The sequence below is a fragment of the Corynebacterium jeikeium genome (genome assembly GCF_000738175.1).
GTDB classification, from domain to species: domain Bacteria; phylum Actinomycetota; class Actinomycetes; order Mycobacteriales; family Mycobacteriaceae; genus Corynebacterium; species Corynebacterium jeikeium_C.
The window spans coordinates 139,661-161,553 of record NZ_JFCH01000011.1; the positions used below are offsets into that span (position 1 = coordinate 139,661).

At 63.5% G+C, this 21,893-nt stretch carries 18 protein-coding genes; 1 reads left to right on the forward strand and 17 read right to left on the reverse strand.

Translation table 11 applies throughout. From position 1 onward, the window contains the following. Nucleotides 1-2: 2 nt before the first annotated feature. The 6 genes from groL to glmS all read right to left on the reverse strand — a co-directional run bounded on the left by groL (nucleotide 3) and on the right by glmS (nucleotide 9,012). Nucleotides 3-1,622: a chaperonin GroEL gene (gene groL / locus JQ46_RS01635; RefSeq protein ID WP_034984939.1), complete on the reverse strand. Its 1,620-nt coding sequence runs from the start codon at nucleotides 1,620-1,622 to the stop codon at nucleotides 3-5. A gap of 12 nt (nucleotides 1,623-1,634) precedes the next feature. Continuing rightward, nucleotides 1,635-1,934, reverse strand: a complete 300-nt coding sequence (gene groES / locus JQ46_RS01640) for a co-chaperone GroES (protein WP_005291810.1) — start codon at nucleotides 1,932-1,934, stop codon at nucleotides 1,635-1,637. Between the two features lie 177 nt (nucleotides 1,935-2,111). Next, nucleotides 2,112-2,540, reverse strand: a complete 429-nt coding sequence (locus JQ46_RS01645) for a hypothetical protein (RefSeq protein WP_034984940.1) — start codon at nucleotides 2,538-2,540, stop codon at nucleotides 2,112-2,114. A 74-nt stretch (nucleotides 2,541-2,614) separates the two neighbouring features. Beyond that, nucleotides 2,615-5,116, reverse strand: a complete 2,502-nt coding sequence (gene tsaD, locus JQ46_RS01650) for a tRNA (adenosine(37)-N6)-threonylcarbamoyltransferase complex transferase subunit TsaD (RefSeq protein ID WP_034984941.1) — start codon at nucleotides 5,114-5,116, stop codon at nucleotides 2,615-2,617. Between the two features lie 257 nt (nucleotides 5,117-5,373). Next, complete coding sequence (alr, locus tag JQ46_RS01655; RefSeq protein WP_237744668.1) at nucleotides 5,374-7,071, reverse strand: alanine racemase; 1,698 nt, start codon at nucleotides 7,069-7,071, stop codon at nucleotides 5,374-5,376. Nucleotides 7,072-7,149: 78 nt separating this feature from the next. Further along, a complete protein-coding gene (glmS, locus tag JQ46_RS01660) occupies nucleotides 7,150-9,012 on the reverse strand; it encodes a glutamine--fructose-6-phosphate transaminase (isomerizing) (RefSeq protein ID WP_034984943.1) in 1,863 nt (620 codons plus the stop codon). Between the two features lie 61 nt (nucleotides 9,013-9,073). Here glmS and JQ46_RS01665 point away from each other — a divergent pair, with 61 nt between their 5' ends. Beyond that, entirely contained in the window at nucleotides 9,074-9,949 is an 876-nt protein-coding gene (locus JQ46_RS01665; protein ID WP_034985020.1) for a dienelactone hydrolase family protein, read from the forward strand. A 32-nt stretch (nucleotides 9,950-9,981) separates the two neighbouring features. On the opposite strand, the gene JQ46_RS01670 is transcribed toward JQ46_RS01665, so the two are convergent. From JQ46_RS01670 to JQ46_RS01720, 11 genes are all read right to left on the reverse strand, one after another. Further along, nucleotides 9,982-10,215: a hypothetical protein gene (locus JQ46_RS01670; RefSeq protein ID WP_237744669.1), complete on the reverse strand. Its 234-nt coding sequence runs from the start codon at nucleotides 10,213-10,215 to the stop codon at nucleotides 9,982-9,984. Continuing rightward, nucleotides 10,212-11,816: a hypothetical protein gene (locus JQ46_RS01675; RefSeq protein ID WP_034984945.1), complete on the reverse strand. Its 1,605-nt coding sequence runs from the start codon at nucleotides 11,814-11,816 to the stop codon at nucleotides 10,212-10,214. The genes JQ46_RS01670 and JQ46_RS01675 overlap by 4 nt, the downstream gene beginning before the upstream one ends. Continuing rightward, on the reverse strand, nucleotides 11,813-12,121 hold the full coding sequence (locus JQ46_RS01680; RefSeq protein WP_034984946.1) for a hypothetical protein: 309 nt from the start codon (nucleotides 12,119-12,121) through the stop codon (nucleotides 11,813-11,815). Before JQ46_RS01680 ends, JQ46_RS01675 begins: the two co-directional genes overlap by 4 nt. A 176-nt stretch (nucleotides 12,122-12,297) precedes the next feature. After that, entirely contained in the window at nucleotides 12,298-13,641 is a 1,344-nt protein-coding gene (gene glmM, locus JQ46_RS01685; protein ID WP_034984947.1) for a phosphoglucosamine mutase, read from the reverse strand. 160 nt (nucleotides 13,642-13,801) lie between these two features. Continuing rightward, entirely contained in the window at nucleotides 13,802-14,362 is a 561-nt protein-coding gene (gene rpsI, locus JQ46_RS01690) for a 30S ribosomal protein S9 (protein ID WP_005291842.1), read from the reverse strand. Beyond that, the gene (gene rplM / locus JQ46_RS01695; RefSeq protein WP_034984948.1) at nucleotides 14,362-14,805 is read right to left on the reverse strand and encodes a 50S ribosomal protein L13; all 444 of its coding nucleotides are present in this window, start codon (nucleotides 14,803-14,805) and stop codon (nucleotides 14,362-14,364) included. The genes rpsI and rplM overlap by 1 nt, the downstream gene beginning before the upstream one ends. Nucleotides 14,806-15,079: 274 nt before the next feature. Beyond that, entirely contained in the window at nucleotides 15,080-15,985 is a 906-nt protein-coding gene (locus tag JQ46_RS01700; RefSeq protein ID WP_034984949.1) for a PRC and DUF2382 domain-containing protein, read from the reverse strand. 383 nt (nucleotides 15,986-16,368) lie between these two features. Continuing rightward, the gene (locus tag JQ46_RS01705; protein ID WP_034984950.1) at nucleotides 16,369-16,650 is read right to left on the reverse strand and encodes a WXG100 family type VII secretion target; all 282 of its coding nucleotides are present in this window, start codon (nucleotides 16,648-16,650) and stop codon (nucleotides 16,369-16,371) included. Nucleotides 16,651-16,712: 62 nt separating this feature from the next. Next, the gene (locus tag JQ46_RS01710; RefSeq protein ID WP_034984951.1) at nucleotides 16,713-17,000 is read right to left on the reverse strand and encodes a WXG100 family type VII secretion target; all 288 of its coding nucleotides are present in this window, start codon (nucleotides 16,998-17,000) and stop codon (nucleotides 16,713-16,715) included. Nucleotides 17,001-17,131: 131 nt separating this feature from the next. Then, nucleotides 17,132-18,478, reverse strand: coding sequence for a type VII secretion-associated protein (locus tag JQ46_RS01715; RefSeq protein WP_034985022.1), 1,347 nt, complete (start codon nucleotides 18,476-18,478; stop codon nucleotides 17,132-17,134). 24 nt (nucleotides 18,479-18,502) lie between these two features. Beyond that, nucleotides 18,503-21,679, reverse strand: a complete 3,177-nt coding sequence (locus tag JQ46_RS01720) for an FtsK/SpoIIIE domain-containing protein (protein ID WP_034984953.1) — start codon at nucleotides 21,677-21,679, stop codon at nucleotides 18,503-18,505. Nucleotides 21,680-21,893 lie beyond the last annotated feature (214 nt).

Here is a 21,893-nt window from a genome sequence, read left to right on the forward strand (position 1 = left end):
CCCTAGTGGGCGTGGCCAGCGTGTGCCCCTGCCTGATCAGCCGGAGCGGCGGGCTTGTCCACCACGGCGGTCTCGGTCGTCAGCACCATGCGGGCGACAGAGGTGGCGTTAACCACAGCGGAGTGGGTTACCTTCACCGGGTCGATGATGCCCTGCTCCAGCAGGTTGCCGTACTCCAGGGTGGCGGCGTTGAAGCCCGAGCCGTTGGACTGCTCGGCGATCTTGGAGACCACTACAGCGCCGTCCAGGCCGGCGTTATCGGCGATCCAGTATGCCGGGCGACGCAGTGCGCGTGCCAGGGAACGCAGGCCGATGCTCTCGTCGCCTTCTGCCTGGCGGGACAGTTCCTCGATCTCAGCAGCGATCTGCACCAGTACGGAGCCACCGCCGGCGATTACACCCTCCTGGCTGGCGGCACGTGCCGCGTTGATCGCGTCCTCGATGCGCAGCTTGCGCTCGTTGACCTCGGTCTCAGTAGCGCCACCGGCGCGGATGACGGCCACGCCGCCGGACAGCTTCGCCAGACGCTCCTCGAACTTCTCCTTGTCCCAGGAAGAGTCGGTGCGCTCGATGTCGTTGCGGATCTGGTTACGGCGCTCCTCGACAGCCTCGGCGGAACCAGCACCGTCGACCAGCACGGTCTCTTCCTTGGTGATGTTCACGCGACGGGCGGAACCCAGCTGCTCCAGAGTGGTCTCGGAGAGCTTGTGGCCCAGCTCGCTGTCGATGACGGTACCGCCGGTGACGATAGCCAGGTCGTCCATGAACGCAGAGCGACGGTCGCCGAAGTACGGGGACTTCACAGCTGCAACCTTCAGGGACTTGCGGATGGCGTTCAGCACCAGCATCTGCAGTGGCTCGCCCTCGATGTCCTCGGCGACGATCAGTAGCGGCTTGCCGGAGTTGGCAACCTTCTCCAGCACCGGCAGGAAGTCCGGCAGGGAGGAGATCTTCTCGCGTACCAGCAGAATCAGCGGGTTTTCTAGCTCTGCGTGGCCGGTCTCCTGGTCCGTAACGAAGTACGGGGACAGGTAGCCCTTGTCGAAGGAAACGCCCTCGGTGACGATCGACTCGTCCTCGATGGACTGGGATTCCTCGACGGTCACCACGCCGTCCTTGCCCACCTTGTCGAAAGCGTCGGCAACCATGGCGCCGATCTTCTCGTCGCGGGAAGAAACGGTGGCGACGTTGGCGATGGCGGCGTTATCCGCAACTGGCTGCGCCAGCTCGCGCAGCAGTTCCACAACGCGCTCAGTGCCCTGGGCGATGCCGCGGTTCACGGCGATCGGGTTGGCGCCGGCTGCCACGGTGCGCAGACCCTCGTTGATCAGGGCCTGTGCCAGCAGCGTAGCGGTAGTGGTGCCGTCGCCGGCGATGTCGTTGGTCTTGATGGCCACGGACTTGACCAGCTGGGCACCCAGGTTCTCGAAGGGATCCTCCAGGTCGATGTCGCGAGCAATGGTCACGCCATCGTTGGTTACGGTTGGGCCACCGAAGGCCTTGTCCAGCACGACGTTGCGGCCGCGCGGGCCTAGGGTCACCTTCACCGCGTCCGCCAGGGCATCCACGCCCTTCTGCAGGCCCTCGCGGGCCTCTTGATCAAATGCGATGAGTTTTGACATGCAGCTACCCGCTTACTTTTCGATGACAGCGAGGATGTCGCGCTGGGTCAGCAGCAGGTACTCTTCGCCGTTGTACTTCAGCTCGGTGCCGCCGTACTTGGAGAAGATGACGGTGTCACCCTCCTTCACATCCATCGGGATGCGGTCGTCGTCATCTGCCCAGCGACCGGGGCCGACAGCGATGACGGTAGCCTCCTGCGGCTTCTCCTTTGCGGAGTCCGGGATGACTAGGCCGGATGCGGTAGTGGTCTCCGCCTCGACGATCTGGACGAGGACGCGGTCCTCAAGGGGCTTGATGTTGACGTTAGCCACGATTGAATACCTCCGTGTATTCGAGCTGTAGGTTTCACTCTTGTGAACTGTTGTGCCGGTTGGTTTTCCAGATACAGCCGTCGTCGCGGGTGAACAACTGTGAGTCAAACAACCTATCTGGCACTCTACCCTCGCAAGTGCTAACGCTCAACCAGCCCCGGTGCTAGATCCCCGGCGCTAGACCCCCTTGGTCAGGTTAACCACCGCGTTGTACCACAGCTCGTAATCCTTGGTGTTGTCTTCCTTGTAGTTCTCAACTGCGCGGATGCCGTTGTAGATGGACTCAACGTCCTCGTCGGTCAGCCCAGCTCCCTCGTCGCCGACGAAAAGCACGGGCCCAAGGATCGCGCGAGCAGGGTCAGAGATGAAGCTAGAATCGCCGGTCTCCTGCTCCTTGCGCCCCATGGAAGCCAGCGGGTTCGGCTCCGGATTCTCCGCTTTGCGCGCGTCGGAGGAGTAAATCGCGGCAACGGTCAGGCCACTTTCCACGAAAACCACGTGCAGGCGATCCTGCTCGCTTCCGCCCAGAACGTCGGCAGCCTCCGACAGATCAATGTCCATTTCCTTCGTCTGCAGATCCGGCGTTACCAGCATGCTGCGTGGCATATTGAGCTCCTAGCTTGTTGTGTGATGAAAGAGTTGTGAGTTTTTAGACAGTCACAGAATATCTTGCCAGCAAACTAGCAATTGCGCAGGACAGGCTCTTCCACGTCCAGCGAGGGATCGGTAGGCGTCGCCAAACCGCTCGGCTCCTCCCCCGCCGCAACGAGGCGCGCCGCGAGTGCCGCCATCATTACGCCGTTGTCGGTACAGAGTTTTGCCTGCGGGATTTTTAGTTCGACGCCCACTTCTCCGCACCTTTCGGCCGCCACTTCCCGCAGGCGCCTGTTCGCGGAAACACCTCCGCCAAGCAGCATCACGCGGGCGTCCTTATCTTCGCAGGCGCGCAGAGCCTTGGTAATGAGGACGTCCACCACCGCCTCTTGAAAAGAAGCGCATACGTCTTCAATGGGTAGGCTCGCGCCCTCCTTCTCTGCCTTTTCCACGTAGCGAGCGACGGCGGTCTTCAGCCCGGAAAAGGAGAAGTCGTAGCGCGAGTCCTGCTGGCGCATCATGCCGCGTGGGAAAGCGATGGCCTGCGGGTTCCCCTGCGCAGCCAGCCGGTCGATCACCGGGCCGCCGGGATAGCCCAGGCCCAGCAAGCGCGCGACCTTGTCGTAGGCCTCGCCCGCAGCATCGTCCAGGGTGCTACCGAGCTCTTCCATCGGGGCGCCCACGCCGGTGACGTGCAAAATCTGCGTGTGTCCGCCGCTGACCAGCAGCGCGATGGCGTTGCTGAGGTCGCTGTCGGCGCCAGCCTCCTTGGTGGTGCTTCCCGCCACCCCCTCGTCGAGGGTCCCAACGGCCACGTGCCCACCCAGGTGGTTCACGCCATAGAAGGGCACCTCCCACGCCAGGGCGTAAGCCTTCGCGGCAGCAGCGCCGACCAGTAGGGCTCCGGCCAGGCCGGGTCCAACGGTGGCGGCCACAACGTCTGGAGTGCGGAAACCGGGGACATTCTCGCGCGCTTCTGCCAGGGCGGCGCGCATCGTCGGCTGCATGGCCTCCAGGTGGGCCCGGGAGGCGATCTCCGGAACCACTCCTCCGAAGCGGGCGTGCTGCTCCATGGAGGAGGCCACCTTGTTCGCCACGATCTCCAGCTGAGCTGCGTCATCGCCGCCTGTCGCACCTTCGACAGTGGTTGCCGTGCTGGCGACGATTCCTACGCCGGTCTCGTCACAGGAGCTCTCGATGCCCATGATGTAGGTAGGCCGGTTTGAAGTGCCGGAATCTGGGGCCGGGGTGGCATCAGAAACAAAACCGGGGCGCACCATGGTGAAAGCATCGGCACCCGAGGGCTGGTAGTAGGCGCGGCGCGTGCCCTCGATGGCGAAGTCGTAGCGCTCGTACAGCCCCACGGCGGGGCGGTTATCGGTGCGAACCTCGAGGAAAATGGGCGCACGCAGGCGGTCGGCGACGGCGACTAGCGGATCCATGAGCAGCTTGGACAGACCCTTCCCCTGCCACTCGGGAATAATGCCGATGGTGTGGATCTCCGCCTCCGGATCGTGGGACGGGCCTCCGACAGCCAAGATTGCGTAGCCGATCAACTGGGGTTCGCGCGCGGGGTCCGTTGTCTCCAAGGCGAGGCAGTGGGTGTGCGATGCGCAGATTTCGCTGGCGAAGGCTTCCGCGGACCAGGGGGAATCCTCAGGGAAGAGGATCTGTTCGATCTCCGCGCAGGCGGGCGCATCGGTGGTAGTGAGCAAGCGCACGCGGGCGGACTGAGAGCCTGTATACGGATCTCCCCCGGCAGCATCGCCCTTGGTGCCTGCAACTTCGGCCTGCAGACCCACCTCCTGCACGCGGGAAAAGTCCAGCGCCTTCGAAATTGCCTTCGCCTTCGGCTCCTTCGCATCGGGGCGACGCAAGTAGAGTGCACGGAGTGCGGGTGCATCGGCCAACAACCCTGGAACCGAACCGAGGGACTCCAGCGCTGCAAGAACTAACCCCCGGGGTGTGGGATGTGCATCCACGCTTTCGATTTGGCAGCCTTCCTGGGAGCCAAAAAGCTCTTCCGCCTGTTCTGCGACCGCGGAAGCGCTAAGCACCCGCAGAGGCCAGCGGTCGATTTCCTGCTGGATATCCCGCACCACGTCTGGCGCGTGAACGGAAGCCGGAACTTGCACCTCAGAGCACAGCCGCCCTGCCAACCCGGGAAAGAAACTCATACGCGAGTGGTAGAACTCCCGACGGCGGGCATCTGAGACGATCAAGTAGTCGCCGAAGGCTTTAGACCCGACCTGGGAGGTTGCATGCTCCCACGCCGTGGCGGCCGCGCTGGGAATGCCGTGAACTGGGATCGAGAGGGCGTCACCAAAAGCAGCAGCGGTAGCCATACCAACCCGCAGCCCAGTAAACGGCCCCGGGCCGATGCCGGCGACGACCGCGTGCAGGTCTCGAGGGGAAAGCTCCGCCTCAGCAAGGCACGCCTGGATGTTCGGGGCGAGCAGCTCCATGTGGCCGCGGACGTTATCCACCAACCGTTCGGAAAGCACGTTTACCTGACCATTCGCGGAAATCTGGACGATTCCGCAGGTGACATAATTGGTAGAGGTATCGACGGCCAAGGCGTAAATCATAGGATTTATTCTATGGCGGATGGAAGCGGTGGTGAAAACAAGAAGTCCCCGAGAGGCTCTCGCAGTAAACCTCTCAGGGACGGTATACGACTGGCGGGTTGATCAGGCCCGTAAATGCCAGCGTCTTGTGAAACACCCCTCACGGTGATTCGTCAACTATCATTGCACGGCCAAGCTCCTCAAAGCAACCCCGTCCGAGAGGTTCCCCAGTTTTTCCTAAGAATTTGCCAGGAAGTGTCCAGTCGCTCCCAGTCGAGCTAGACCCAGCGCCATGTGACGGTGCGCGAGTCCGCGTCCGCAGCAGGGGCTTCCGAATCGGCCAGGTCGGCGGGGCTGCCCACGCTACTCCGGTCGATCTGCACGTCGAGGACCTTGTCACTTAGAGGCTCCACCACTCCGCGACCCCATTCGGCCACCACGACCACGTCGTCGATGTCCGCATCTATGTCCAGGCTTTCCAGCGCGTCGAGCACCTCGTTGCGGTCGATGTGGCGACCCGGCTCGATGCCTTCCTCCACGTCCGCACCCAGCAGCCGGTAAGCATCCATGTGCAGCAGCCCCACCCCACGCTGCCCGGCGCGGTGAGTCCGCACGATGGTGAACGTCGGCGACTGCACGCGCCCCTTCACTCCCAGGCCAGCGGCCAGCCCCTGGGTCAAGGTCGTCTTGCCCGCACCCAGCGGCCCGGAGAGCACCACCACGGTCCCGGCTTCCAACTGCTTGCCCAGCTGCTCGCCGAGAGCCCGCATGTCATCGGCAGTCGCGGCAGCGCAGGAACCGTCGGTGGAGAAATCCGGGCGGCCGCCCTTGAATACCCGCTTGACCCGCGGGCCCCGCGGCATCGTCAGCACCTCGTAGCTGATCGTGCCCGCCAGCTCCGCGAACTCGTCCACCCGGGTGCCACCTTGGCCGAAAACCACCGCCCAGTCCCCTGGTTTCACGTCCACAGTACTGTCGGCCGGCCCTAACTCCACGACGATCTGATCCATGCACACCCGCCCGATCTGCGAATATGCCTTCCCGTTGATCGTCACCTGCATCTTTCCAGATACGCTTCGCGGCAGCCCGTCGGCGTAGCCGAGAGCCACCACGGCGGTGCGGGTGTCGCGCTGCGCCCGCCAGGTGTGGCTGTAGCTCACGCCCTCACCCTTCGGCACCACGCGGGTCGTGGTCACGCGGGCCCGCAGCGTCATCGCTGCCTTTAGTTCAACGCCCACGCCGATGGGGTCGATTCCGTATAGTCCGACGCCCGGTCGTACCAGCTCATAGGCGAGATCAGGACGGTGCAACGTAGCCGGTGTGTTTGCAATGTGATTGCGGGGCACCGGTAGCCCACAGGAACGGCAGAACTCGATAGCTTCTGCGAAGCGGGCGGCCTGCAGGTTGTTCGCCTCCGACTTGGGATCGTCGGCGCTGGCCATGTGGGTCATCACACCGGTGACTTCCACCAGTTCCGTCTTGGATGCCAGCAGCTCGACTGTTTCCTGCCACTCGGCGGGGCTCACACCGGAGCGGGAGAGGCCGGTATCCACCATGAGCGTCGCCCGCACGGAGCCACTGACCTGCGCCTCCTGCTGCGCCTTTTCGGCCTGCTCCACCAGGGAACGCGCGTGCGCCAGCGAGGGCACGCCAACGTTAATGTCCGTGGCGAATACCTCCGCCAGGTCATCGTCAGGAGTCCACATCCAGGCAGTGATCGGCGTGGATGCGTAGCGCTCCCCTAGTTCCGTGAGAATCTCGCGCAGGTGCAGGGCTTCCCCCAGCGTGGCCACACCCAGCTCTTCCACGCCCGCGTCCAGCATTGCGGGCGCCACCACGTCCACCCCGTGGTTGTACGCATCGGCCTTCACCACAGCCAGCACCCCGGCGGGAGCCGCCGCCTCCCGGAACACACGCACATTGTGCGCGATGGCATCCAGGTCAACGACTAGTTCCGCAAGGTGACGATCCGACATGTTCATAACCTTAGCCACCCCTCCTGGGATTCCAGGAAAAGGGCACGGCAAGGGGCGTCACTAAGAAAGAACCCCGAACTATTCGACGGTGACGGACTTGGCCAGGTTGCGCGGCTTGTCGATGTCCTGGTTGCCACACTGGCGCGCGATGTCGGCGGCCAGGAACTGCAGCGGCACCGTGGACAGCAGCGGCTGCATCAGCGACGTGGTGCCCGGGATCTCCAGCAGCCAGTTGGCATACGGGCGCACGGCCTCATCGCCCTCTTCCGCAATGACGATGGTCTTCGCACCGCGGGCGCGGATCTCCTGGATATTGGAGACGATCTTGGAGTGCAGCACCGGGCGGCCGTTCGGGCTGGGCACGACGACAACGACGGGCAGGTCGTCCTCGATCAGGGCGATCGGGCCGTGCTTGAGCTCGCCAGCGGCGAAGCCCTCCGCGTGAATGTAGGCCAGCTCCTTCAGCTTCAGCGCGCCCTCGAGGGCGACTGGGAAGCCCACGTGACGGCCCAGGAACAGCATGGTCTTCACCGGGCCGAGCTCCTCGGCCAGCTGCAGGATCTGCTCGCGCAGGTCGAGGGTCTTCTCGATCTTCTCCGGCAACGCCTCCAGCGCATAGTAGATCTCCGCGATCTCGTCGGCGTACTTGGTGCCACGGGCCTGGGCCAGCGCTAAGCCCACAAGGTAGTTCGCGGCGACCTGCGCCAGGAAGGCCTTCGTGGAGGCCACGCCGATCTCGGGGCCGGCGTGGGTGTACAGCACGGCATCGGACTCGCGCGGGATCTGCGAACCGTTGGTGTTGCAGACGGCCAGTACGCGGGCGCCCTGCATCTTCGCGTGGCGCACGGCCTCCAGTGTGTCGGCGGTCTCGCCGGACTGGGACACGGCCACCACAAGGGTGCGCTGGTCCAGCACCGGGTCGCGGTAGCGGAACTCGCTGGCGACCTCGATCTCTACGGGCAGGCGGACCCAGTGCTCGATGGCGTACTTGGCCAGCAGGCCGGAGTGGTAGGCCGAACCACAGGCGACGACGAAGACCTTCTCCACGCCGCGCAGGTCCTCGTCGGACAGGCGCTGTTCGTCCAGCACGATGCGGCGGCCATCAAAGTGTCCGGCCAGGGTGTCGCGGACTGCGGCCGGCTGCTCGTGGATTTCCTTCATCATGAAGGAGTCGAAGCCGTCTTTCTGCGCGGCGTCCAGATCCCAGTCGATGGTGAAGGGTTTGCCTTCCACCGGGTTGCCGTCGAAGTCGTAGATGTCGTAGGAATCGGCGGTGATGACTACCGCGTTGTCCTGGCCCAGCTCCACGGCGTTCTTAGTGCGGTCGATGAAGGCCGCCACGTCAGAGCCGAGGAACATTTCGCCCTCGCCCACACCGACGATCAGCGGGGTAGAGCGGCGGCCTGCGACGATGGTGCCCGGGTGGTCATCGTGGACGAACAGTACGGTGAAGGCGCCGTCCAGGCGGGAGAGAACCTTCAGCGCGGAGGCCTGGAAGTCTCCGGCGGTCTCGCCTTCGTTGTAGGCGAGCGCCAGCAGGTGTGCTGCAACCTCGGAGTCGGTCTCGGATTCCAGCTCGATGCCGGCGGCCTCGATCTCCGCGCGCAGGGTGGAGAAGTTCTCGATGATGCCGTTGTGGACGATGGCTACCTTGCCGTCGAAGGAACGGTGCGGGTGTGCGTTTACGTCGTTCGGGCGCCCGTGGGTCGCCCAGCGGGTGTGGCCGATACAGGTAGAGCCACGGAAGGAATCGCGACCGATCTCATCGATGCGGTCGATGAGGTTTTGCAGTTTGCCTTCCTTTTTTTCGAGGTGCAGGGAGCCCTGCTCGACAACTGCGATGCCTGCGGAATCGTATCCGCGGTATTCCATTCGCTCCAGCGCATCCAACCCGATTTGGAGGGCTTCGGAGTCACCTACGTAGCCAACAATTGCACACATGCCTCTGACGATACACAATGGCTTGTCCGTTTCGGTAAGCTGTGGGGCTGTGGCAGATAAGATTAAGAACCTGATTACTCGCTTGGGCAAGCGCGGCCCGCACCGCGTGATGGTCGGTGACCTGAACTTCGCTGGAATTCCGGGGCGCGTTTACACCCCGGCGGAAGGCAACGGCATCCCCGGCATCGCTTTCGGGCACGACTGGCGTGTCGGCGTAGATGCTTATCACGCGACGCTGCGCCACCTGGCCAGCTGGGGCTTTGCGGTAGCGGCGCCGGATACGGAGAAGGGCCTCTCCCCGAACCACCGTGGCTTTGCCGCTGACCTGGAGACCGCGCTGCAGATCCTGGCTGGCGTGCGCCTGGGTAATGGCAACGTCACGGTGCAGCCGAACGAGCTTTACCTGGCTGGCCACGGCATGGGCGCTTCGGCTGCCGTGCTGGCAGCGACGGGCCGCCGCCACCGTAGCGAGCTGAAAGGCTACGAAACCGAGCCCACCATCAATGGCGTGATGGCCGTGTACCCGGCGGATACTACCCCGGACGCGACGGAGGCCGCGAAGTATGTGAAGGCTCCGGGCCTGGTGCTGGAGGCTGGCCGTTTGGGTGAGACCCCGATGGGCAACGCCAAGCGCATGGCCGCCCATTGGGGTGGGGACGTTGTCTACCGTGAGCTGCTCGGAGCTTCCTCCAGCGGCTTCCACGAGAAGTATGGCCGCAACTTTGCTCTGGGTGCTGGTCTGCCGCAGTTCAGCCAGCAGGAGCTGGCGCGCGGCCTGATGACTGGCTTCGTTCTGGCCGAGGATGAGAAGAAGTACTCCTCCTTCCGCGATAGCCACGCCGAGCTGAAGAAGACCCGCACTGCCACCCAGCACGAGCTCTACAAGAACCTGCCGGAGAACGTGGACCTGGACGAGCGCCTGGCGGAGATCTTCTAGGTCTCAGCCCCTTTGACTTCGACCTTTTAGGTTTAGTCGAAGATCCGCCCGCGCATCCCGCGGGCGCCGTTGGTTGCAGGGGCATTCACGTTCGCGCCGCCGACCGTCTTGTGTGCCTTCTCCCCCTGCGCCTTCTTGGCCTCCTCGAGTTGGCGCGTGCATTCCTTGAGCGTCTCCTCGAACTCCCGCACCGATTCTTCGACCTCTGCCATGTAGTCGTCGACGATGCGCTGGTAGCGCGCCGTAAGCTCTTCCCTGCCGGTCACCACTCACCGCTCCTTTCGATATTGACGCCCACTGCCGCAGCCCCCGCACCAGCCAATTCCACAGAGGTGCCTGTCATTTCAATGGATGCAGCTCCCGCTGCCGATACCCACACGTCCGGAGTCCACTGCTTGGAGGGCACCGGTTGCGGCTTTGGATGGTTCTCCGCATTTGGCTCCGGTGCAGATTCCGGGCTGGGTGCTGCGGGCGTGATCGGTTCACCCTTCGTGTCGCTTGATGGCGGTGTTGGCGCCTTGTGCTCCGGCTTGGGGGCCTCGCATTGCTGCGGTGGTTCCGGCTTGGGCTCAGGTTTCGGTTCGAGCTCGGGTTTAGGCTCGGGCTTAGGGTCCTCGCACTGCTGCGGCGGCTCGGGTTTAGGTTCGGGCTTCGGCTCCGGCTCGCACTCTTCCTTGTGCTCAACTTGTTCGGTTGGCGGGGCTGGTTCCGGCTCAGGTTCCGGCTCCGGACACGGCTCCGGACACGGCTCAGGTTCTGGCGCTGGTTCTGGTGCTAGTGCCGACTCCGGCGCAGGTTCCGGCTCCGGACACGGCTCCGGCTTCGGCTCTGAGCACGGCTCCGGCTCTGATGCTGGCTCCGGTGGCGGCACCGGACACTGATCCGCCGGTGGAGTCAGCGCCTCCGTCGCACAATGCACGATCTGCTCCCACAGCCTCACCGCACCCTCGACGTTGATCTGCAGGGAGCCAGCCAGCGGAGGCGCTAGAGGCGCCGGCGGAGCTGGTGGCGGAGGTGGCGGCACCAAGGACTGTGCAGGCATAGGCGCCGGTGCTGGCGCGGGCTCTGGGTCTGCCACAGGTGCAGGCACGGGAGCCGGCTGCGGCGCCTGAGCCATAGCCGTCTGCGTGACCACTTGAGCCGCCGCCTGTGGTGCGGGGTGCTGTGCAGCCCCCGTCTCACACTGTTGCTCGGCCGCCGGAGGGGGCGTCACTACCTTCTTCGGCGCTGGGCAATCACCTTCAGGGGCCTTAACAGGCTCCGGGCACTTGGTCTCCGCGGGCTTGGGATCCTGGCAGACCGGCTTGTCCGAGTTCCCGGGCTCGGCAGCGGGCTTCGCATCGCGAATCAGCTGATCCATGGTTGTATCCAGACAATTATTGCGGCTGCGCAGAATATCCTCTGAAAGCTTCCCTGCCAGCTTCGCCAACAGATCGAGCAGAGGCTTACCGCCATTGATCAGACCAATCGCAGCCATGCCGAAAAGCTCCAACTTCTCGGCAATATCCTCGATCAAACTCACCGAGGTCTCCGAGGTCGTGCCCATGATCTCGGCGGTATCCCGCACCGCCACACAACGATCCTGAACGCAGTGTTCGTGGTTCAGCTGCTCCTTCCCCGCCTTCTCCGTCGCCGTCCCCGGCTGTGCATCGCCCGTGCCCTTCAGGCTCTCTTTCACGCACGCCTCGGCGGCCAGCTCCGGCGCCTGTTGTTTCTGGTTGCTCGCCGGCCCAAGCGACGTAAGGATCGTCTCTGGGTTCATGCCGTTGGTAAATGACGCCGCAGCCTTCGCCCCCTCCACGGGAGCACCAAAGCCGGCCATCACGGCAAGCGCAGCGTTCAGCCGAAGATCCAAAGAGCCCGTCATGCCCAGCCACCCCTTGCGTTCAAGCTGGCGGAGTTTTCCTGCTCGGCCTGGCCTACGCGATCCACCAGGCCCGAAATGTCCTCGCCTGCCTGAGCCAGCCTGTGCGCGTGGTTTACACGCACGTTATGCCCCTGATCAACCAGGTCCAGAAACTGCTGTGCCTTGGCCTGCAGTCCCGTACCGAATGCGGCCACAGGCACGTTCGGCCGGTTACTATTCAAATGATTTGCCCAGTTCAGCTGCGCATCGCGCAACCCCGCCACCCGCTCGGCGGCCGGTACCGGATCTATGTGCAACTCCCCCACGGTCTATTCCCCCTTTGAACTCCCCGGCAGTGCTTAGCGCCCACGGCTCGCACAAGTTCCCCGCACAAGCACCTCGCACTGCACAACAAAACATCCGCACAGTTAGACTGCGCGGATGTTAAAAAGGTTCGCCGGAGTTTCCCGGCACCGTGAAGGAGCGTCGTGGGAACTAGAGCCTAGACCTCCGCCACCACGGCTGCGAGCTTCCCCGCGATGCGCCGGGCGGTGCCCGGATCAGCAGCCTCCACCATCACGCGGAACAGCTCCTCGGTTCCGGAGGGACGCAGCAGCACGCGGCCAGCGTCGCCCAGATCCTCCTCCGCCTTGGCGATGGCCTCGACCACACGCTCGTCGTCGGCGATCACGGACTTATCCGCCACCGGCACGTTGATCAGCGTCTGCGGCAGAACCGTCATGACCCGCGCCAGTTCGGATAGCGGCTTGCCGGTCTGCGCCATGCGCGCCATCAGCGTCAGTCCCGTCAGAGTGCCATCGCCGGTAGTAGCATGCTCGGAAATGATGACGTGGCCGGACTGCTCGCCGCCCAGCGAAAGATCAGAAGCCAGCAGCTCGGCCAGCACGTAGCGGTCCCCCACCTGCGTCTCCAGCACCTCGATGCCGTTGGCCCGCATGGCCAGCTTCATGCCGAGGTTGGACATGACGGTGGCCACCAGGGTGTTCTGCTTCAGCTCCCCGTTTTCCTTCATCGCCACAGCCAAGATCGCCATGATCTGATCGCCGTCTACGACATTGCCCTCGGAATCCACAGCCAGGCAACGATCCGCATCGCCATCGTGTGCCAGCCCCAGGTCCGCCTGGTGTTCCAGCACAGCCTTCTGCAGAACATCGATATGGGTGGATCCCACCCCGTCGTTGATGTTGAAGCTATTCGGGCGGCTGTGGATCGCCACGACGTCCGCGCCAGCCTGGCGGTAGGCTTCCGGGGCGGCAGTAGAGGCCGCACCGTTGGCACAGTCCACCACCACGCGAATACCATCCAGCGGGTGGTTAATCGCCGTGCCGACATGGGCCAGGTAGCGCTCCAGAGCATCGGAGGATTCATCCAGGATGCGGCCAATCGCCGCGCCGGTTGGGCCCGTCTCGGGCAGCTCCAGCATGGTGGCTTCGATCTCGTCCTCCACGTCATCCTGCAGCTTGCGGCCACCCGCGGCAAAGAACTTAATGCCATTGTCTGGCATGGGATTGTGGGAGGCGGAAATCATCACGCCCATGTCGGCGCCGAAGTCGTCGGTGAGGAAGGCCACAGCGGGCGTCGGGATCACACCGACGTCCAACACATCCACGCCCTGCGAAGCCATGCCCGCCGACAGAGCAGCCGTCAGCATCTCCCCCGATACGCGCGGATCGCGGCCCACCACAGCGGTCGGGCGGCGGCCACCCACTTCCTCCTTGGATACCAACACGCGCGCGGCGGCGGCACCCAGCTTCATCGCCAGCGGCGCGGTCAGCTTCCTGTTCGCCAGGCCGCGCACACCATCAGTTCCGAACAATTTACCCATAGGGCGAGATCTTACCCGGCCACCCCGCAGGTCGGGTGGGTGCCACTCCCGTGTAAAGGCAATTCATCCGAAAGCTAGACAAAAGGGAAACCCCCACGTCCCAACCGAAAAGTTGATCGGTTGGGGCGTGGGGGCGTCGCCACCAAAAAGATGGAGCGATTTAACGCTTGGAGTACTGCGGTGCGCGACGTGCCTTGTGCAGGCCGGCCTTCTTGCGCTCCACGGCGCGAGCGTCGCGGGTCAGGAAGCCAGCGCGCTTCAGGTCGGTGCGCTCTGCCGGGTTGTACTTGTTCAGTGCGCGGGCGATAGCCAGGCGGAAAGCACCAGCCTGGCCGGAGGGGCCGCCACCGTTCAGGTTGGCCTGGATGTCGAACTGGTTCTCGCGGTCCAGCAGAACCAGCGGAGCCTTGATCAGCTGCTGGTGCAGCTTGTTCGGGAAGTAGTCCTCCAGGGAACGGCCGTTGCACAGGAACTCGCCGGAGCCCGGAACCATGCGGACGCGGACGACGGCCTCCTTGCGGCGGCCAACGGTCTGGATGGTGCCCTCGAAGACGACCGGCTCAGCCTCAACCTGCTCAGCCTCGTCCTCGGAAGCGATGGAGTCACCGATAGTGGCAACGAACTCTTCGTTCACTGCGTCGGTAGCGGTGTACTCGCCCTCGAAGTTCTCCTCGACAGCAGCGTTCTGCTCGTCGGTTACGTTCTCGTTGTACTCAGTCATTACTGTGCCACCTGCTTGATCTCGTAGGTCTCAGGCTTCTGGGCCTCGAAAGTGTGCTCCGGGCCAGCGAAGACGCGAAGCTTCTTGATGGACGCGCGGGACAGCTTGTTGTGCGGCATCATGCCCTTGACTGCCTCCTCGATGACGCGCTCCGGGTGCAGCTCCAAGGAACGACCCAGGGACATGGTCTTCAGACCACCCGGGTAGCCGGAGTGACGGTAGCGCATCTCACGCTCGCGCTTGTTGGAGGAAATGTGGACCTTGTCCGCATTGATGATGATGACGTTGTCGCCGCAGTCAACGTTCGGTGCGAAGTAGGGCTTCTTCTTGCCGCGCAGCAGGTCAGCTGCGGTAACAGCAAGACGACCCAGCACCACGTCGGTGGCGTCGATGACGTACCACTTACGGGTGATGTCACCGCTCTTCGGGTGGAAAGTAGTCACAGGGGACTCCTTAAAGTCTTGATCTTGGAACTGCCAGCCAGATGAACACTTAAACGTGAAGTACGTGAGTGCTTCTGCGGCGGCCGGTTGGGACCCGCAGAAATGCATGCGCCCGGACAGGCCGGGCACTGTGCACACAACCCTTGGGAGTTTAGTGCAGGTTAGCGCACAGACCAAAAAAGGTTGATCTGACATGAATAAAACCCCGGCCCCACTTCCCTCCAGTCGAAGGAAACGGGCCAGGGTTCTAGCGAACGTGCGCCGTGATGGCTACTTACTTACGAACGTCGCCGTCAACGTCGGAGTCGATCTGCTCCTTACGGAGCTCTTCGGTGTGACGCTCGGTCTCGGTGATCTGCTCCTTGTTCAGGGATACCTTCTCCACCGGGACGGTCTCCTTGTTCACAGAGACACGCTCTTCGTTCAGGGTGACAGAGGCTTCCTGGCCGGCCTCGTCGATGTTGCCCTTGAGGTTAGCTGCCTCTTCCTCGGAGATCGGGGTGCGCTCGACGCGAACCTCTTCGCGGGTAACCGGAACCTCTACGGTCTCAGTGTCGGTGACTACGTACTTGCGCAGGCGAGCCTCGCCGGTCTGCACCTTGTCCTTCTGAACATTCAGGCGCTCCTCGGAGCGAATGATCTCGCCCTCGTTGTTCACGGCAGCCTCGCGGTTAGCAGCGTCGGTGTTAGCGGCATCGCGCTCGGTGGCGCCAGCCTGGTCGGCGTTCGCACCTGCAACGCCCGCGCCTGCGGCACCCACGCCAGCGCCAGCAGCGGCGTTACCGTCGGCAGCCTCGTGACGGTCCAGGGTGGAGCGCTCCTCGCCAGCATCCTGGTTGCCAGCGCCCTCGCCGTAACGGGTGGTGTCCTCAACATTGTCAAGGCCGTAGTGGCGGTAGATCTCGTTCTGCTGCTCCGGGGTCAGAGCCTGGTCAGCGTCGAAGTCCGGTGCGTCCTTCACGCGATCCTTGGCGAAAGCCAGGTTCAGGTTCTCGCCGTCGAACTTGTGGCCGCGCATCGGAACCAGGCTGGAGTTCATGCCGAACAGGCCGTGGTTAACCTCAACGAAGGTGGGCTGGCCGGACTTGTCGTCAACGAAGATTTCCTTGACGCTGCCCAGCTTGTCGCCAGCGTTGTCGTATGCGGTTGCCTTGAAAAGATCCTTGATGTCGTTGCTCATTTGTTAATAAATCCTTTCACCATGCTGGTACGCAATACGGGGTTGATGTCTTGCTTGGTGAGTACCAACAGTGGGGAATTACTTAGTGGTGTACATCAGCAGTGGTATCGCTGATTGTTTTCGTCTTTCCCGTACACAAAAGACGGTACGCATGATTTTATTGATGCTTCAAGCAAAATGCTCTGCAATAGGCCCGAGGCAAGCATTTCCGCAACATACCCCCAGTTCATTGCACACATCACGATTAGGTCAAGTTTTCTAACAGTGTGCTCCGCGTAGCTATTTCACAGCGCGGGGTGTCGATTAAAGAAAAATCTCGGACTTCCCCTTTCCAGTCCAAGGGGAGCCCGAGAGCATGATGGGAGAAGATGGTGTAGCCGGTTTTATGCCCAGCTGTTAGCTGCGTTGGTGTTGATTTCGCTCATGCGATCATTTGCCTGGCGGACGGTACGGGCAATCTGCCCCAGCACCTCGTTTATCTCCTGTGCGGAGTCGTCCCACTTCTTCTGCGCCGCCTGGTAGCTGTCGGAGGCCGCGCCCTCCCACTCGCTAACCATCGGCTGCAGATCGCGCTTAAGGTCTCCCAGCAGACCGTTGATGGTGCCGTTGCCACGGTTGATGTCATCCGCAGCATTGGCGATCTGCGCAAAGTTGTACTGAATCATTCCTGTCCCCTTCTGTAATGAATTCTGTAATGAATCTCTTGGTACGCCCAAGCCGACCCGGGTTAAGCGTTGAAAGCTGCTGCGTTGTCCACGTCGGTGGTGTCGAAGTCACCGGCGTTGGCACGAATGTTGTCCGCGATGCTCTGCAGTGCCTCGTTGAGCTTCCGAGCGTTCTCGTCCCAGCGCTCCATCAGCGAGTGGAAGGAGGTCTGCGCCTGCCCCTTCCAGCTGCCGGAAACGTCATCCACCACGCCACGCAGGCGGCTGAGCTCGCCCTGAACCTCGTCCTTTACTCGGTCGACATTGGTCGCCGCCTGGTTCATCGTGCTGACATCTGTTTTAAAGCTCATGCCTTAAAATCCCCCTGTTGAAAATTCTGCAATCTGTCGATCATGCCGCCGGGTATCCCCTTGAAAACCCTGTTGAAGGCGCCATCGTAAGGGTTATACTCGCCGCCCTGCGAAAAGGTTCACGACAATCCCTACTTTTCCGGTCGCGCAGTCGCCACAAACTCCTGGCACACTTTTTCCCGCTGTTCATTCCACTGCCTGTACTGGCAGCCCACCGAAATCTGGTGCCCGTCCACCAGCCGCACGTGCCACAGGGTCGTCGAACTTGGATAGCTCTCCTCGTAACTCACCGGCTGGGTCGACACCACTGTCACCCCATCGTCGCCGCTGCTCACGTCGTTCAGCGCGCCGAGCATCGCCGCATCCATCTCCTCTTGTGTTTTCAGCGGAGTCTCCTTGGCCGCCACCAGTACGCGCATCCCCTTGTCGTCGCCGATGTATTCCTCCCGCGCTCGGGTTGCACTGCCTAAGTGCCACCCGTCCACATTCACGCTGATTGGTATGTCCGCACGTCTTGAACTCTGGTCGGCTGTGGTCACGCCCCTTCTGTGCGGCTCGGGGAAGGGTTCGGTCGCCTCCTCGCCTGAATCTTCTGAGCCCGGTTCGTCTGCGAAAGGCTCCTCCGACTCCACGCTCGGGCGCCCCGGTGCACTCGCAGCGCCATCTGTGCTTTTCGTGCTTCCCGTGATTTCAGCGCTAGCCGTGTTCTCTGCTGCCTGCGAGTCGAACACCGTAAACGTCGCCACCAACCCTCCGACGATAAACAGCGCCAAGGCAGCCAACGCCGCGGGCAGCCTGCGGTTGTCTTTTCTTTCTTCCTTTTTTATTGACGCCCCCTCGTCCACCTCCTGCCACTCCTCCGCTTCCGCTACGGGTTCTGCTACCGCAGTGTCCGTATCTCGGTGGCGAACCGGTTCGGCAAAGTTCAGGTGTTCCAGCTCTTGCTGTGCCAGCGCGAGCTCGCTGGCCACCCGCAGCACCACGTCGTTATCCACCAGCCGTGCGCGCACGCCCATGATCCGCAGATAGTGCACAACTTGCACCGCAAAGGAGCCGGTAACCAGTACGTCTACCTCTCGCAGTCCGATGCCCCAAGGAAACAGCTCGCGAGGTTCCGGCGGGTTCACCGCCGCTGCCTCCGGGTACTCCTGTCGTTGTTCCAGCACCTCGCTGACCATCTCAAAGAGCTCGGAGAGCCTGCCGAGACTCAGCCCCGAACGCTGGAACTCCACGTCGTCCATTGCGTCCGCTCTACTCGCGGCACCCGCTTCGCTCGCAGTGCTCGCGGCACCCGCTGCACTATCGGCCCCCTCGTACTGCAAATATCCCGGACGTTGCATCTCGGCATCGCCGGTCACCACGAATCCTGTCGCCAGATCCGTCACCGTCATGCCGCTGACCAGCACACCCGATTCCTGCAGCGCCAGTGCCTCGGCCAGCAGTCCCCGGGCGTCCCCAATTCTCTGATCTACCCTCATCTTCTCCACCCCACTCACTTATTCTCAGTTCTGTTCCGCCACCTCGGCCACGTGCACCGTCCAGGTTTCTTTGTGCACATAGGCGGCGCGCCCCTGTGGGCGTCGTACTAAACGAACCCCCGCGATCGGCCCGTCCTCGCGCGGTGCAGAGAACAGCAACCACGCGCTCTGGTCGCGCATAGCCTGTGTCAGCGGCTGGTAGGCCGCGCGGGCGAACTGCCCCGAACGGCGGCCAAGCACCAGGTGCAAGCCGATGTCTGCGGCGTACGGCAACAGGGGAAGCAGCTGGTCGAGGCCGGGATCGGCGTCCGCATCGTCGACCACCACGAATAGCTCCGGCCCGGACCACCAGGAGCGTTCCCGCAGCTGCTGCGGGGTCACGTCACTACCCGGAATTCGCTCCCGCAGCGTGGCAACCCACTCGGCAAGGTCCGCGCGGAAATCCTCCGGCACACGATAACCCGCAACCCCCAACAACCCGCGGCGTGTGTCCGTGACCAGGAACTCCGGCGGCTCGCCGGTGTGGCTGCGAGTATCGGCGACGGACTGCATCACCGCGCGCAGGGCAGTCGTCACGCCACTGCCCGCTTGACCAATGGCCACCAGGTGCGGGAATGTACCCCGATCCCAGCGGACCGGATCCAAGCGCGGGCCGCCAATGGCGAAGGCCTGCGGGTCGCCCAACTCCTGCCAACCGATGCGCTCCGGCAGCACCCGCATGGCCACCTCCGGCTCGCCGCGGCGGGCGCTTTCCATCCGCACATGTTCGACATCCTGCGCGGTGGAGTTGGCGAACTGCACGTGCTTTCCGCGGGGCGACACACCCCGGCCAGGCACGTCGGGCAGGGATTTCTGCGCATCGCGGAAGTGCGCATCCAGCGGGGTCATCCGCAGTTCGATCTGGCCGGTCAGCACGTCCCGCAGCGAGGGGCGGAAGTTCCACCGCAGTGCTGTGACCACCACGTGCAGGCCGCGCTCCAGGCCGGTGGTGGCCAGGCGGATGAGGCGCTGTTCTTCCTCGCCCGCCCCACCGCTGGCCGTCCCCACCTGGTCCAGCCCGTCGATGATCAGCAGGCGCTGGCCTTCCGTCTGCTCCATCTCGTCGAACAGGCGAGCCAGCCCATCGGGCCCCACCACCGCCGCCACCTGCGGCAAACGCGCGAGATCCCGCAAGCCACCACCCGGGTCGAAGATGTACACAGGCCAGCCCGGTGAACTTAGAACCCACCCCAGCACCAGGCTGCGCACCGCCGTGGTCTTGCCTGTGCGCGGCTGGCCGACGATCGCCCAATGCTTACGGCGCAGGTCCACATCCATCGGCACCTGCAGCCCCTCGAAGGGCAGGTCCTCCAGTCCGATGCGGGCCACGCCCGGCGCGCGGGGCTCCATGACCTCACTGGCGGGCAGGTCTTCCGGCAGCGGCGGCAGCCACACCGGGTTCTGGTTCGGCCCTTCTAGCCGGTCGATCACCATCTGCATGGTGGTGGTCTCCGCCTCCACGGTGGAGCCCAGCACCCGCACCAGCCGCTGGTCGCGGGGCAACTCCGGGCCGGAAACATAGGCCGAGTGGAAGCGCACCTTATCGCCGGCGGAAAGGATTGCCGCGCCCGGGGTGGCGGGCAGCTCGTAAGCCTCGGTGGTGCCGATCAGCGCCCGGGATTCGGAGGCAGAGAACGTGCGCAAGGCGATGCGGTAGCTCAGGTGGGATTCCAAACCGCGTAGGCGCCCTTCCTCCAGTCGCTGGGTGGCCAGCAGCAGGTGCATTCGCAGGCTGCGCCCCAGCCGCCCGATCGCGGCGAACACCTCGGCGAACTCGGGCCGGGCGTGCAACAGCTCGGAGAACTCGTCCACCACGATAAACAACGCAGGCATCTGCCCTGGGTACACGCGGTTGTATTCGGCCGCCGTGGTCAGGCCTGCGGCGCGGAGCTTTTCTTGACGCCGATGCATCTCCCCCAGCAAACTATCCTGCATTCGGTCGACCAGCCCCGCCTCCTCAGCCAGGTTGGTGATCAGCGCCGACGTGTGGGGCAGCCGATCCATCCCCAGAAAGCTGGCGCCGCCCTTGAAGTCCACGAGCACAAAGTTCAGCTCCTCCGGACTGTGCTGGTGGGCGAAGCTGATCACCACGCTTTTCAGCAGTTCCGACTTCCCGCTACCGGTCGCACCCACGCACAGACCATGCGGGCCGATGCCTCCCAGGGCGGATTCCTTGATGTCCAGGTACACCGGCGCGCCAGAAAAGCCGATGGGCGCACGCAGTTCACCGCCCGGCAGTTCCAGCAGCGAGGTACTGGATTTCACGGTGGACCTGGCGCGGCAAATCTGCGCCAGCTCCACCTCGCTGAGCTGGTCGGCCACGCCGAAGGGCACCCAGCCATCGACGGTCCAGGCGCTTAGCAGGCACCCGCCGGCGGCATCGTCCACCTGCAGCAACAGACCGTGCCCCTTGGCGTTTTCTACCCATTCTTCGCTCGGGTCAGTAACCACTGCGCCGGCGACCACGGGGCTCTCACCCGTGCAGAAGTGCACCTTGCGCGGCCCATCGTGCGGCAGCCATTCCTCGAAAGGCCCGGTGATCCCGATTATGTCCGGATCCTGCATCGCCAGTTGCGCCTGCATGGCGCGCGCCAATCCAGCCGCCCCGTCGCCGAGCAGCACGATGCAGTGGAAGCTAGCCAGTTCCACGGACACCGGGGCTTCGATGGTGGCATAGCGCAGCGCGACCTCCCGCAGGCTCATAGCGCTGACCGGCTCCAGGTCCTCCGGCGGGGCGTTCACCGGCACTTCCAGCGGATCGTCCGGGGTCTGCACCGCGGTGCCGATGCGCACCACACCCGGCTCAGAAGTCACGTCGGTACCGGTGTGCACATGCGTCCACAGCGCCTGCGGATGCGGGTGGGCTGCCAGCATGCCCTGCAGCTGCTCGTCGTGGCTGCGCTGCACGCTGTCCTTCAGCGCGTCGATGTGCCGGTGGAACGAGCGCCGCGTTTCGTCCACATTCGCCCCTGGCTGGAACATCATCGCCATGCTGCCCAGCATCATCAGCGGAAAGATGAAGCTGATCGGGTTGCGTCCAGAACCGGACAGCACCATGGCGGCGACCATGCCCACCACCGCAACCAGCATGACGGCAGGCAACAGCAGCCTGATGAAGGGTTGTTTGTCTTTCGGCAGCGTCGGTGGCGCCTGTGTTTGCATGGTGAAAAATCCCCCGGTTTACCTGCTTGTCCCCAACTAATCCCCATCCAACCCCCTGGATGTTGTTTTTGATTCTAAACCTTCCCCGGACAACCCGCAGGGCAAGCGAGTTCGCCTCGCCTGGGTTACTATCTGTGCCGTGTAATAAACACCGGCGGGGTCCAAAGGGGGGATCCTCGCTGCAGATTCAATCGGGCACGGTCTAAACGTGCAC

Excerpts from the sequence above, each read along its gene's own strand:
- JQ46_RS01720 (WP_034984953.1), bottom strand. The coding sequence starts at position 21,679 with ATGCAAACACAGGCGCCACCGACGCTGCCGAAAGACAAACAACCCTTC.
- JQ46_RS01645 (WP_034984940.1), bottom strand. The coding sequence starts at position 2,540 with ATGCCACGCAGCATGCTGGTAACGCCGGATCTGCAGACGAAGGAAATG.
- JQ46_RS01715 (WP_034985022.1), bottom strand. The coding sequence starts at position 18,478 with ATGAGGGTAGATCAGAGAATTGGGGACGCCCGGGGACTGCTGGCCGAG.
- JQ46_RS01705 (WP_034984950.1), bottom strand. The coding sequence starts at position 16,650 with ATGATTCAGTACAACTTTGCGCAGATCGCCAATGCTGCGGATGACATC.
- rpsI (WP_005291842.1), bottom strand. The coding sequence starts at position 14,362 with ATGACTGAGTACAACGAGAACGTAACCGACGAGCAGAACGCTGCTGTC.
- glmS (WP_034984943.1), bottom strand. The coding sequence starts at position 9,012 with ATGTGTGCAATTGTTGGCTACGTAGGTGACTCCGAAGCCCTCCAAATC.
- tsaD (WP_034984941.1), bottom strand. The coding sequence starts at position 5,116 with ATGATTTACGCCTTGGCCGTCGATACCTCTACCAATTATGTCACCTGC.
- alr (WP_237744668.1), bottom strand. The coding sequence starts at position 7,071 with ATGTCGGATCGTCACCTTGCGGAACTAGTCGTTGACCTGGATGCCATC.
- JQ46_RS01700 (WP_034984949.1), bottom strand. The coding sequence starts at position 15,985 with ATGAGCAACGACATCAAGGATCTTTTCAAGGCAACCGCATACGACAAC.
- groL (WP_034984939.1), bottom strand. The coding sequence starts at position 1,622 with ATGTCAAAACTCATCGCATTTGATCAAGAGGCCCGCGAGGGCCTGCAG.
- JQ46_RS01675 (WP_034984945.1), bottom strand. The coding sequence starts at position 11,816 with ATGACGGGCTCTTTGGATCTTCGGCTGAACGCTGCGCTTGCCGTGATG.
- glmM (WP_034984947.1), bottom strand. The coding sequence starts at position 13,641 with ATGGGTAAATTGTTCGGAACTGATGGTGTGCGCGGCCTGGCGAACAGG.
- JQ46_RS01710 (WP_034984951.1), bottom strand. The coding sequence starts at position 17,000 with ATGAGCTTTAAAACAGATGTCAGCACGATGAACCAGGCGGCGACCAAT.